This is a genomic window from Methylosinus sporium (assembly GCF_003113265.1).
In the GTDB taxonomy this organism is placed as follows: Bacteria; Pseudomonadota; Alphaproteobacteria; order Rhizobiales; family Beijerinckiaceae; genus Methylosinus; species Methylosinus sporium.
The window spans coordinates 73803-86031 of the sequence record NZ_PUIV01000003.1 but is presented as its reverse complement, the minus strand read 5'-3'; the positions used below and the strand labels follow the sequence as shown (position 1 = coordinate 86031).

Sequence of the window (12229 nt, the reverse complement as noted above, 5' to 3'; positions counted from 1 at the left end):
GCGGCCTTTTCATAACGCTCTGGAATATATTGGCTATTTTGGAGCGGGCGAAGGGATTCGAACCCTCGACCCCAACCTTGGCAAGGTTGTGCTCTACCCCTGAGCTACACCCGCATCCATGTCGCGGCGACGCGACGGGGTCCTTATGCCGCAATCGAAGCGTGATTGCAACTGTCTCGGCGACGATCTCGAACGGCTTCGCACAGGCTGTGGATGACCTATCTTTTCCCCGCCGGCTGCGCTAATTCCTCTGGCTCCGCGCCGGCGCCCGAAGGGGCGGCCCGGCGCGCGAATTCTTGTACTCCGTCCCTCCGCGAGCGGATTTCCGCCCTTGAGCGCTTCGACCCGAGACGATCCCGACATTCGCCGCCGGCGCATAAAAATTCGCGCATGGCGCCGCGGTATGCGCGAAATGGACATATTGATGGGCCGTTTCGTCGACGCGACGATCAACTCTCTGCCCGAGGCCGAGCTCGACGATCTCGAAGCGTTGCTGGACGCGCAGGACGACGAGGTTTTTCGCTGGCTGTCGCGCGCCGAGCCGGTTCCCGCCTGCTACGACACGCCCCTCTTCCGCCGGATCGCGGCTTTCCATACGCATGAGAAACCGCTCGATCTTTGAGAGCATGTTCCCGAAATGACCGATCTCAAATCCGCGGTCGCCCGCCTGGAAAAAGGCGACAAGCTCCGCTTCGTGAATGTCCCGGACGGTTTCGACGCTTTCGTCGCCGCCGATCTCACCCGCGCGCTGGCCCGCGTCGCGGAGGGGCGGCCGGCCGTCTTCGTCCATGTGGCGCGCGATGCGCAGCGCTCGGCGGCTTTTCGCGAGGCGCTGCGATTCGCCGCGCCCGAGGTGGAGGCGCTGGATTTTCCCGGCTGGGATTGCCAGCCCTATGATCGCGTCTCGCCCAACGCCGCCATTTCCGCCCGCCGCATGACGGCGCTGGCGCGTCTCGCCCGCTCCAAATCCTCGGCCGAGCGGCCGCGAGTCGTCATGGCCACGGTGGATTGCCTGCTGCAGCGTGTCCCGCCGCTGGAAAATGTCGCCGCCGACACTTTCTCCGCGGCGCCCGGCAATGTCGTGCGTCTCGACGAGCTGGCGCTGTGGCTCGAGACCAACGGCTTTCTGCGCTCCTCCACCGTGCGCGAGACCGGCGAATACGCGCAGCGCGGCGGCATCGTCGATCTCTATGCGCCGGGAATGCCGGGGCCGATTCGTCTCGATTTCTTCGGCGACACGCTCGAATCGATTCGCAGCTTCGATCCCGAGAGCCAGCGCACCACGGGACAGCTGCGCTCGCTCGATCTCGTGCCGATGAGCGAGCTGCGGCTCACCAGCGACACGATGCGGCGCTTCCGCCAGGCCTACACCACGCGCTTCGGCGGCCAGACGCGCGGCGACGCGCTCTATGAGGCGATCAGCGAAGGCCGCCGCCATCAGGGCGCCGAACATTGGCTGCCGCTGTTTTATGCGCGCATGGGCAGCGTCTTCGATTATGTGGGTGAGGCGCCGCTGCTGCTCGATCCGCTGGTCGAGGAGGCCGCCGGCGAGCGGCTGACGCAGATCGCCGATTATTACGACGCCCGCAAATTCGCCTATGACGCCGCCCCGGCCGACTCCAATTACAAGCCGCTGCCCCCGGATCAGCTCTATCTCACAATAGAGGAATGGCGCGGCAAGCTCGAGGGGCGCAGCCTCGCGACCTTCTCACCCTTCGCCGCGCCCGACGGCGCCGGCAAGGAGACGATCGATTGCGCCGCCCGCGCCGGCCGCGATTTCGCGCCCGAGCGCAATGACGAAAACGCCAATGTCTTCGAGGCCGCCGTCGAGCATGTGAAGGCGCTGCGCGGCGCCGGCAGAACCGTCGTCGTCGCCGGCTGGTCGGACGGCTCCTGCGAGCGTCTCGGCAGCGTGCTCGCCGAGCATGGCTTGCGCGACCTGAAGACGGTGTCCTCTCTTCCTGCCGCTCTTTCGCTCGGCAAGGGCGCGGCGGCGCTCGCCGTGCTCGGCGTGGAGCATGGTTTCGAGACGCAAGGCCTCGCCATTCTCGGCGAGCAGGACATTCTCGGCGACCGCCTCGTGCGCCGCCGGCGCAAGACCAAGCATACGGAGAATCTGCTCGGCGAGGTGGCGGCGCTCTCGGCCGGCGATCTCGTCGTGCATGTCGATCACGGCATCGGCCGCTTCATCGGCCTCGAGACGATCACCGCCGCCGGCGCGCCGCATGATTGCCTCGAGATTCACTATGCCGGCGGCGACAAGCTCTATCTGCCGGTCGAGAATATCGAGCTGCTGACGCGCTACGGCTCCGAGGATACGGAGGCCGTTCTCGACAAGCTCGGCGGCGTCGGCTGGCAGACGCGCAAGGCGCGGATGAAGAATCGCATTCGCGAGATGGCCAAGGGCCTCATCGCGATCGCTGCGCAGCGCAGTCTTCGGCAGGCGACCAAGCTCGTCCCGCCGGAAGGGCTCTACGACGAATTTTGCGCGCGCTTCCCCTATGACGAGACGGAGGATCAGGCCGCGGCGATCGAGGCAGTGCTCGACGATCTGGCTTCTGGCCGTCCGATGGATCGGCTCGTTTGCGGCGATGTCGGCTTCGGCAAGACAGAGGTGGCGCTGCGCGCCGCCTTTTGCGCGGCGATCAACGGCCGACAAGTGGCGGTCGTCGTGCCGACGACTCTGCTCGCGCGCCAGCATTACAAGACGTTTTCCACGCGCTTCTCCGGCCTGCCGATTCGCGTCGCGCAATTGTCGCGCATGACTCACGCCTCCGACATGCGCCTCGCCAAAGCGGGCATTGCGGACGGAACCGTCGACATCGCCGTCGGCACACATGCCGTGCTCGGCAAGGCGATCTCTTTTAAAGATCTCGGCCTCGTCATCATCGACGAGGAACAGCACTTCGGCGTCGGCCATAAGGAGCGATTGAAGGAGCTGCGCGCCGAGGTGCATGTGCTGACGCTCTCCGCGACGCCCATTCCGCGCACTTTGCAGCTCGCCATGACCGGCGTGCGCGAATTGTCGCTCATCGCCACCGCGCCGGTCGATCGCCTCGCCGTCCGCAGCTTCGTTTCTCCCTTCGATCCGCTCATCGTGCGCGAGGCGCTGCTGCGCGAGCGCTATCGCGGCGGACAAGCCTTCTTCGTCTGTCCGCGCATCGAAGATCTGGAGGACGCCGCCGCATTTTTGCGCGAGGCCGTGCCGGAGGCGAAATTCGTCATGGCGCATGGGCAAATGGCGGCCGGCGATCTCGAAGAGCGCATGACGGCTTTCTACGAGGGGAAATTCGACATTCTCCTCTCGACGACCATCGTCGAATCGGGCCTCGACATTCCGACGGCCAATACGCTCATTGTCTGGCGCGCCGATATGTTCGGCCTCGCGCAGCTCTATCAGCTGCGCGGGCGCGTCGGCCGCGCCAAGACGCGCGCCTATGCGCTGTTCACCACGCCCGCCAATAAGACCATCACGCCGCAAGCGCAGAAGCGTCTCGAAGTGCTGCAGAGCCTCGACACGCTCGGCGCCGGCTTCCAGCTCGCGAGCCACGATCTCGACATTCGCGGCGCCGGCAATCTCTTGGGCGAGGAGCAGTCCGGCCATATCAAGGAGGTCGGCTACGAACTCTATCAGCAGATGCTCGGCGATGCGATCACGCTGCTGAAGGCCGGCATAGAGGAGCCGGAGGAGGAGGCGTGGTCGCCGACCATCGCCATAGGCGCGCCGGTGACGATACCGGAAGATTATGTGCAGGACCTCACTCTGCGCCTGCAGCTCTATCGGCGTCTCTCGACGCTGGAGACGGATCAGGACATCGAATCCTTCGCGGCGGAATTGATCGACCGTTTCGGCCCGACGCCGCCGGAAGTGGAGCTGCTGCTCAAGATCGTCGCCATCAAGGCGCTGTGCCGAAGAGCGCATGTGGAGAAGCTGGAGGCGGGGCCGAAGGGCGTCATCATCGCCTTCCGCGACGGCAATTTCGCCGATCCCGCCGGCCTCGCGCGCTTCATCATGGAGCCGAGCGCGCAGGCCAAGGTGCGCCCGGATATGCGAATCGTCTTCATCCGCGATTTCGCCGATATGAAGAGCCGGCTCGAGGGCGCGCGCCGCATATTGCGCACGCTGGTGTCGATCGCGGAGAAGAAGAAGGCGGCGTGATCTCGTCGCGCGGCCTCGGTCAATGGCCGCCCTTGGCCTCGTGATAATTCTCCACATTGGTCTGGAAATCGGCGACGCATTTTTGCGGAACCTCGTCGGCGATCTCGGGCCGCGCGTCGAAGCAGGCGCCGAGCATTTCCGGGCCGGGCGGAAATCCCTTGCAGAGCGAGACATAGATCGCATTGCATTCGCGCGACAGTTTTTCCTCCAGCGTTCTGGCGACGAGCGCGCCGTCGATCAGGTCGCGCGCCTCCTCATTCGTCTTCGCCGCGCCGATGACCATGGGCTCGCCGCGCAGATCGAAGACCATGAGCGTGGAGGCCGCGGCGCCGTCGGCGCGCTGATAGGCGATGCGCACGATCAGCCCCGCGGGCGCGCCGGTGGGATCGAGCCGCCACTCGGCCTGTTTCGCGCCCGTGACATTGGGAAAATTGCCGAGCGAGAAGGCCGAGGCCATGGGCCGTTCCAGCGAATAAAGCGTTTTGCCGCGCTCCAGCACGAGGAAGCTGCGCGGATCATCGTCCACGACATAGACGGAAAAGCCGCCGACGCCGGCGCAGCGGAAAATCGCGGTCCTGTCGCTCTTTTCCAGCGTCCGATTCGCGAGTTTCAGCCGATCGACGGCGGGGCAGTTCTGGAGAGACGTGTATTGCGATTTCAGCTCCGCGGCGGGGGCGGCGGAGGCGAGAGAGGCGAGTGCGAGAAGAGAAAGGGTTATTCCGCGGATCATGCCGGCTCGGCCTTTCGATGCGACGTGGTGCGGCGACTATATAGCGGCCGAAGAAAGGCGGCGCGATGATCGACTTTCGTCTAGCTATGGATTTCCTTCAGGCTCGCCCGGCGGGCGACGCAGACGCGATCGCGGCCCAGCGTCTTGGCGCGATAGAGCGCTTCGTCCGCGCGGCGCATCGCTTGGAGGAAGGTTTCATCCTCGGCGATTTCGGCGACGCCTATGCTGACCGTGATCGGGGGTAGGCGCGGCGTGACATGCAGCGCGGCCGCCTGCCGGATCATCTCGGCGACGCGCCGCCCTTGCGCGCGCGGCGCTCCATCCAGGAAAACAACGAATTCCTCTCCGCCCAGGCGGCCGACGAGCGCGCCTTCGGGAGTCGTCAGCCGCAGCAGCGCGGCGAAATATCTCAAGACCTCGTCGCCGACCGCATGGCCGAATCGATCGTTGACCCGTTTGAAATAATCGAGATCGACGAGGGCGACCGTCGCCGGATCGCCCTCGGCGCGGGCGCGCGCCAGCAAAGGCGCGCAAGCGAGGTCGAATCCGCGCCGGTTCAACAGCCCGGTCAATTGATCGGTCTCCGCCGCGCGGCGAGCCTCCGAGATCGCTCGCTGCGCGACCAGGAGCAAGGTGAGCAGCCCGGCCGCGATCAGCAGAACGCCCGTCACCGATTGCGAGATGATCGCGTAGGAGCTCGCGACATATTCGCTCGACGTGCGGCCGACGCCGTAGGCCGTCGCGAAAAAGGGCTTTGCGATGAAATGCGCGGCGATCACCCCATAGAGGCCGGCGAGCGCGATCTCGAGCGCCCCGCGTCCGCTCGCGAGCAGGATGATCCAGCCGCAGCAGGCGGTCGCCAGAGCATAGGGCGTCTGATAGACGAGGTTGAAGGCGAGACGGTCTTGCGGCCATTCGCCGATCGCCGCGCCGCTGAGCAGCGCCGCGCAGTAGAGCCCGGCGACCGCGCTCCAGCGTGGGCCGCGATCGTAGAAGCGGGCGAGAGAGGCCGTCATCAAAAACAGGCCCGCGCAAAAGCCCACATAGTTCAGTGCGCCGAAGAAATCGGGCCAGACTCCCAGGTGAACGACGAAAAGGCACAGCGGGGCCGACATTCCGAGCATATAGCTCGCGGCGAACCACAACGCCCGGCGGTCGGCCGGATTGGCCAGAGCGACGAAGGCGAAGCTCGCAGCGAACAGCGCCGCGATCATGATATTGACGATGAGAGCGTAGGACGCGCCGAGCATAGGTCTCCCGAGACGCCGGGAATAGACCTATAAGGTTGACAATTCGCGTCATTTTCATGTCGGCGATCACTGGAGGACGAAAGATTGCGATCGAATGAGAGAGAGACGACGACCGGCCTCATCGCGCATTGGCGCGCCATACCGCTCTATGCGCGCATCATCGTCGCCGTGGCGCTCGGCGTCGTCGCCGGCCTCGCGCTCGGCGATTCGGCGCATATCCTCGAGACGCCGGCCAAGCTCGTCCTGCGCCTGCTGGGCGCGTTGGCGCCGCCGCTGATCCTGCTCGCCATCGTCCAGGCGCTCATGCGCGCGCATCTCGCCGGCGGGCAGGCGCTACGCCTCGTCGCTCTGCTCCTCACCAATACTCTGGCGGCGATCTTCATCGGACTCGCGGTGGCCAATGTGCTGCAGCCGGGCGCCTGGACGACGGCCGCTCCCGGCGCGCCGGCGAAATCTTCGGGCGGTGCGGCCGATCCGCTGATGCAATTTCTCGACAGCGTGCCGAAGAGCATTCTGGGGCCTTTCGGCGACAATGGCGCGGTGATGGGCGTCATCTTCATCGCCGTCGCCTTCGGCGTCGCGCTGCGCGGACTGCGGACTCACGAAGTGCGCACGGTGGAGGATCTCGTGCATGTGGCGCTTTCGAGCCTCATCGCCATTCTGCATTGGATCATCGACGTCGTGCCGCTCGCCGTCTTCGGCCTCATCGCCAGCATCGTCGGCGTCAGCGGCTTTCGGGATTTTCTGGCGCTCGGCGGATTTTTCATCGCCGTGCTGACGGCGCTGGCGCTGCAATTTCTCTATTATGCGCTGCGCATATGGCTCGGCTCCTGGGCGAACCCGCTGCATGTGGTCGCCGGCGTGCGCGATGCGCTGCTGATGGCCTTTTCGACCGGCAGCTCCACGGCGACCATGCCGCTCACCTATGAGCTGCTGCGCGAACGCGTCGGCCTGCGCGAGCGATCAGCCAGCATGGGCGCGCTGATCGGCTCCAATTTCAACAATGACGGCACGGCGCTCTATGAGGCGATGGCCGCGCTCTTCGTCGCGCAATTGCTGGGAATGCATCTGACCTTCACGCAGCAGATTCTGGTGGTGCTGACCTCGGTCGTCGCCTCCGTGGGCGCGGCCGGCATTCCAGAGGCAGGCCTCGTGACCATGACCATGGTGTTTCGCGCCGTCGCGCTGCCGACGGATTATATCGCGCTGCTGCTGACGATCGACTGGCTCTTGGACCGCTGCCGCACCGCGATCAATGTGATGGGCGATGTAACGGTGAGCTGCCTGCTGGATGGGAAGGTGAAGGAGGAAACGCGGGAAGCTTCCTGAGGCGGCGCCCGACGCTTCGCTCGTCCTTCGAGAAACAGCGCCCTCTTTCAATCGGCGCCGACAAGTCGCCGAGTGGAAACAGTCGCCGCGGTCGAGCAAAGAACCGGAAAAATGTTCGAGGCACTGTGCAGCGCGCGGGCCTCGCCCGTCCTCCGATCGGAGTGGGAGCTTGAAGGAATCGCTCACACATTGCGCTGCGGCCGGACTACTGCTGGTCGCGCTGCTGCGGCCGACGTCGGGAGCCGATCCGGCCCGCGCCTCCGCCTATGCTTGGGTTCCCGAGACGATTTCGACGGACGGCCAGCGGCTGCTGGCGAAAATCGGCGGCGATCACGCCATCATCCCCACTTTGCCGGAGCCCGGCGATCATGATGGCTGGGCGCGGCTGCAGGCGGCCGCGGCGGCGGCGCGCGAGGTCGATCTCGCCGCTGTGCGGGCGAAGGGCGTCGCCGTATCGCGGATCGAGACCGACGGCGTCTCCTATTTCGACATTGCGCCGAACGGGCTCGTCGATGACGGATCGGTCGTCGTCTATCTCCATGGCGGCGCCTTCGTGTATTTCGACGCGCGCGGCGCGCTCGAGGGAATGGCGAAACTCGCGCGCGTCTTCGGCCGTCGCATCGTCGTCGTCGATTATCGCCTCGCGCCTGCGGCGAAATGGCCGCAGATCACGGGAGATGTGGTCGCCGTCGTGAAGCGCCTGCTCGCCGGCGGCGCGCAAATGCGGCGCATCGCCATGTTCGGCGATTCCGCCGGCGGCAATCTCGCGGTCGCGACGACGCTGAAAATGCGTGACGAAGGCCTCGGCCTGCCGGGCGCCGTGGCGACATGGTCGCTCACGGCCGATTTCCGCAACGCCGCCGACACGCGCGTCACGTTGCGCGACGCCGATCCGATCATGTCCTATGAGCGCCAGATCAAAAACGCAATGCTCGCCTATGCGGACGAGAAGGATTGGGCGCATCCTCATGTCTCGCCGGTCCATGGCGATTTCGCGAAAGGCTTTCCGCCCGCTCTCATTCAGGTGGGCACGCGGGAAATTCTGCTCAGCGATTCGGTGCGGCTGTATCAGGCGATCGAAGCGGCGGGGGGAACCGCCAAGCTCGACGTCTATGAAGGAATGCCGCATGTGTTCCAGGGGCAGATTCCGAACGCGCCGGAATCGCGCCTCGCCGTCGCCAAGGTGAAAGCCTTTTTCGACCAGCATCTCGGGCGCTGAGCGAGGCCATGCTCACCCGTGCACGCCCGGCGCCTCGCGCCCGGTGCGGGCGACATATTCCGTATAGCCGCCGCCGAACTGGTGCACGCCCTCCGGCGTCACCTCCAGCACGCGATTGGAGAGCGCCGCCAGAAAGCGTCGGTCGTGCGAGACGAACAGCATGGCGCCCTCATAGGCCGCGAGCGCCTCGACCAGCATCTCCTTGGTGCCGAGATCGAGATGGTTCGTCGGCTCGTCCAGCACCAGGAAATTCGGCGGATCGTAGAGCATCTTCGCCATCACCAGCCGCGCCTTCTCGCCGCCGGAGAGCACGCGGCATTTCTTCTCCACGTCGTCGCCGGAAAAGCCGAAGCAGCCGGCGAGCGTGCGCAGCGAGCCTTGTCCCGCTTGCGGAAAAGCGTCCTCCAGCGCCTCGAAGACGCTGTGCTCGCCATTCAGCAGCTCCATGGCGTGCTGCGCGAAATAGCCCATCTTCACATTGGCGCCGAGCGCCGCCGCGCCTTCGTCCGGCTGGGCGGCGCCGGCGATGAGCTTCAGCAGCGTGGATTTTCCCGCGCCATTGACGCCCATCACGCACCAGCGCTCCTTGCGCCGCACCTGAAAATCCAGCCCCTCATAAATGCTGCGCGAGCCATAGCGCTTGGAGACGCGCGAGAGCGTCGCCACCTCCTCGCCGGAGCGCGGCGCCGGGGCGAATTCGAAAGCGACCGATTGGCGCCGGCGCGGCGGCTCGACGCGCTCGATCTTGTCGAGCTTCTTCACGCGGCTCTGCACCTGCGCGGCGTGCGAGGCGCGCGCCTTGAAGCGCTCGATGAATTTGATCTCCTTGGCGAGCATGGCCTGCTGCCGCTCGAATTGCGCCTGCTGCTGCAATTCATTCTGCGCGCGCTGGCGCTCGTAGAATTCGTAATCGCCAGAATAGGAGTTGAGCGAGCCGCCGTCGATCTCGATGATCTTGCCGACGATGCGATTCATGAACTCGCGATCATGCGAGGTCATCAGCAGCGCGCCGGGGTAGCCTTTCAAAAATCCTTCGAGCCAGATCAGGCTTTCGATATCGAGATGGTTGCTCGGCTCGTCGAGCAGCATGGCGTCCGGGCGCATCAAGAGAATGCGCGCCAGCGCGACGCGCATCTTCCAGCCGCCGGAGAGCGCGCCGACGTCGCCGTCCATCATTTCCTGGGAAAAGCCGAGCCCCGCCAGCACCTCGCGCGCGCGGCCGTCCAGCGCATAGCCGTCCAGCTCCTCGAAACGCGCCTGGACTTCGCCATAGCGCTCGAGGATCGCGTCGAAATTCTCCGCCGCGTCGGGATCGGCCATGGCGGCCTCGAGCTCGGCCAGCTCGGCGGCGACGGCGCTCACCGGGCCGGCGCCGTCCATCACCTCGGCGACGGCGCTGCGGCCGGCCATTTCTCCGACATCCTGGTTGAAATAGCCGATGGTGACGCCGCGATCGACCGACACCTGGCCTTCATCCGGCTGCTCCTGGCCCGCGATCATGCGGAAGAGTGTCGTCTTGCCGGCGCCATTGGGGCCGACCAGTCCGACCTTCTCGCCGGGAAGCAGCGCCGCCGACGTTTCGATGAAGAGGAGCTGCTGGCCGTTCTGCTTGCTGATGTTCTCGAGGCGTATCATGTCCGCGCGCTTATCTGTGAATTGCGCGGGTCTTATGACATAGCGAGGCGGATTCCCGAAACCGCGACGGTAGAGGGCGATTTCGTCCTCTCCCCGCCGGCGCGGGGAGAGGAAAAGCGAGCGCGATTTACGCCACGCCCTTCTCGTTGAGGAAGGAGCCGTAGAGCTTGTCGATCTTCGGAATATGATCGGTCAGCCAGCCGACGAGAAAGGCCGCCGTATCGGCGGTCACTTCCGTCTCGCCGGCGTGAAATTTCTTCTGCAGATCGAGCGCGGCGGCGACCAGCTTGTCGTGCTCGGCCTTGTGGCCCGGATAGGCGGGATAACCATAGGCTTCGAAATTCGCTTCTTCCGAGGCGAAATGCTCGGCTACATAAGCGATGAGCGCGTCGAGGTCGCGGCCGACGGCGTCGCGGTCGCCGCTCGCGACCGAATCGCCGAGAACATTCAGCAGTCTGAAAATTTCCTGATGCTCTATGTCATGCTTGGAGACGTTGGTGGCGAATTGCTCGGGCGTCCAGGTGATGAGCGACATGCCTTTTCCTCCATCGAATGATTGGTTCGATCGAGGCGCGCCGCGACCGAACGAAGAGTCGCGTAAAGATCATGTCGCCGCGCGTCGTTGACGGGCGTCAATAAAGGACGAATCGCCGCTGCGGCATGATGCGGCCTTAAGGGCGAGACGAGAGCGGGCCTGAAGGCTGGCATCGCGGCTTCACGCCTGCGCTTTGGCCGTCTGGCTCGTCTGCTTGCGCCTGCGCTTTTGCTCCAATGCGCCGGGGCGCGCGGAAGCGGCGGCGGCGCGCTCCTTCTCCTGGCGCAGCGAGCCAGTCATCGCGGCGACGAGCCTCTGCGCGGCGCGCGGCGGCGTCGAGCGCATCAGGGCGACGAGCGAGCGTATGCGCTCCACATCCGGGGCCTCGCGATCCGCGCCCAAGAAGATGCGGATCGCCGTATCCTCCGAAACGCCGAGCGCGAGAAGGGCGAGCGCCAGCGCTTCGCCGCCCTTGTCGGCGAGAATGGCGCGCGCGCGCGATTTGCGGCAGTCGAGCGCTTCCGCGAGCGCCTCGGCCAGTCCCTCGAAATCGCGGGCTAGGGCGCAGGCGTCGATCTCCTCGGCCAGCGCCGGCGTCGGCCGCGCGACATATTCCGGCCCGTTGGAGACGAGCGCCCGCGTCGCCGCCTCCAGCAGAATGCGCGAGCGCTCGCCGGCGTCGGCGGCGAGGAACAGCGCCTCCGGGTCGAGCGCGAGATCGGCGCGGTCCAGCAATATGCGGGCGAGCCGCAGATCGTCGCGCGCGGCCTGCAGCAGCGAGCGCCGCGCCGCTTGATCGAGATGCAGGCGGCGATTGGCGGCGAGCGCGCAGAGCACCTCGCTCTCGCCGCGCGAGGCGAGGCCGGCGGCGATCTTGCGCTCGAGAGAGGAGCGGCGGGCGATGGCGATGGCGAGCTCGGCCGAGCCATGCTCGGCCAGCGCGCGGACGAGGCCGGCGTGGATCGACGGCGCATATTCTATGGCGATGCGCGAGACGCGCCCGCCCTTGTCGAGAAGCCGCGCGATGATCCCGCGCGGCGTGTCCGGATGGCGACACAGTTCCAGAGCCCGCTCGGCCACCACATCGGCGTCGAGCATCTCGATGAAGCCTCCGACCAGCGTCTCGAACTGCTCGACATCGGCGGCCGGATGCAGCGGACGCGCGACGAACTGGTCGACGATCTCGCGGAACAGGACCGCCTCGGCCTTCCGCCTTTCGCTTTCGCCTCGTGGCATATACGCACCAATCGCAAACTAAATACACGATCGGCGATATTAGCGTGCGGACATTGACGCAACATTAACCCTCGGCGTCCCCTAATCGCGCCATCGACCTGACGCGCGATTTGCGCGCTTCATTGCGGGGGCGATG

At 65.7% G+C, this 12229-nt stretch carries 9 protein-coding genes and 1 tRNA gene; 4 read left to right on the top strand and 6 right to left on the bottom strand.

The genetic code is table 11. The features are described from left to right. Nucleotides 1-39: 39 nt before the first annotated feature. Nucleotides 40-114, bottom strand: a tRNA-Gly gene (locus C5689_RS03610). Between the two features lie 217 nt (nucleotides 115-331). Here C5689_RS03610 and C5689_RS03605 point away from each other — a divergent pair. Beyond that, nucleotides 332-622: an FAD assembly factor SdhE gene (locus C5689_RS03605; RefSeq protein ID WP_108915908.1), complete on the top strand. Its 291-nt coding sequence runs from the start codon at nucleotides 332-334 to the stop codon at nucleotides 620-622. A gap of 15 nt (nucleotides 623-637) precedes the next feature. After that, nucleotides 638-4159 carry a transcription-repair coupling factor gene (gene mfd, locus C5689_RS03600; RefSeq protein ID WP_108915907.1) on the top strand — a complete coding sequence of 1174 codons (3522 nt, stop codon included), beginning with the start codon at nucleotides 638-640 and terminating at the stop codon, nucleotides 4157-4159. A 19-nt stretch (nucleotides 4160-4178) separates the two neighbouring features. On the opposite strand, the gene C5689_RS03595 is transcribed toward mfd, so the two are convergent. Continuing rightward, nucleotides 4179-4889: a hypothetical protein gene (locus C5689_RS03595; RefSeq protein WP_108915906.1), complete on the bottom strand. Its 711-nt coding sequence runs from the start codon at nucleotides 4887-4889 to the stop codon at nucleotides 4179-4181. Nucleotides 4890-4969: 80 nt separating this feature from the next. Continuing rightward, nucleotides 4970-6139 carry a GGDEF domain-containing protein gene (locus C5689_RS03590; protein WP_108915905.1) on the bottom strand — a complete coding sequence of 390 codons (1170 nt, stop codon included), beginning with the start codon at nucleotides 6137-6139 and terminating at the stop codon, nucleotides 4970-4972. Nucleotides 6140-6223: 84 nt separating this feature from the next. On the opposite strand from C5689_RS03590, the gene C5689_RS03585 reads away from it, so the two are divergent. Together C5689_RS03585 and C5689_RS03580 are read left to right on the top strand one after the other, a co-directional pair. Next, nucleotides 6224-7468, top strand: coding sequence for a dicarboxylate/amino acid:cation symporter (locus tag C5689_RS03585; protein ID WP_244594570.1), 1245 nt, complete (start codon nucleotides 6224-6226; stop codon nucleotides 7466-7468). 169 nt (nucleotides 7469-7637) lie between these two features. Further along, the gene (locus C5689_RS03580; protein ID WP_108915903.1) at nucleotides 7638-8687 is read left to right on the top strand and encodes an alpha/beta hydrolase; all 1050 of its coding nucleotides are present in this window, start codon (nucleotides 7638-7640) and stop codon (nucleotides 8685-8687) included. Nucleotides 8688-8699: 12 nt separating this feature from the next. On the opposite strand, the gene C5689_RS03575 is transcribed toward C5689_RS03580, so the two are convergent. From C5689_RS03575 to C5689_RS03565, 3 genes are all read right to left on the bottom strand, one after another. Then, complete coding sequence (locus tag C5689_RS03575) at nucleotides 8700-10322, bottom strand: ABC-F family ATP-binding cassette domain-containing protein (RefSeq protein WP_108915902.1); 1623 nt, start codon at nucleotides 10320-10322, stop codon at nucleotides 8700-8702. A gap of 127 nt (nucleotides 10323-10449) precedes the next feature. Further along, complete coding sequence (locus tag C5689_RS03570; RefSeq protein WP_108915901.1) at nucleotides 10450-10857, bottom strand: bacteriohemerythrin; 408 nt, start codon at nucleotides 10855-10857, stop codon at nucleotides 10450-10452. 180 nt (nucleotides 10858-11037) lie between these two features. Then, complete coding sequence (locus tag C5689_RS03565) at nucleotides 11038-12093, bottom strand: DUF2336 domain-containing protein (RefSeq protein WP_108915900.1); 1056 nt, start codon at nucleotides 12091-12093, stop codon at nucleotides 11038-11040. Between the last annotated feature and the right edge of the window lie 136 nt (nucleotides 12094-12229).

Bases quoted from the DNA above. Each gene is read 5' to 3' on its own strand.
- mfd (WP_108915907.1), top strand. From the start codon at position 638: ATGACCGATCTCAAATCCGCGGTCGCCCGCCTGGAAAAAGGCGACAAG.
- C5689_RS03595 (WP_108915906.1), bottom strand. From the start codon at position 4,889: ATGATCCGCGGAATAACCCTTTCTCTTCTCGCACTCGCCTCTCTCGCC.
- C5689_RS03575 (WP_108915902.1), bottom strand. From the start codon at position 10,322: ATGATACGCCTCGAGAACATCAGCAAGCAGAACGGCCAGCAGCTCCTC.
- C5689_RS03565 (WP_108915900.1), bottom strand. From the start codon at position 12,093: ATGCCACGAGGCGAAAGCGAAAGGCGGAAGGCCGAGGCGGTCCTGTTC.
- C5689_RS03570 (WP_108915901.1), bottom strand. From the start codon at position 10,857: ATGTCGCTCATCACCTGGACGCCCGAGCAATTCGCCACCAACGTCTCC.
- C5689_RS03590 (WP_108915905.1), bottom strand. From the start codon at position 6,139: ATGCTCGGCGCGTCCTACGCTCTCATCGTCAATATCATGATCGCGGCG.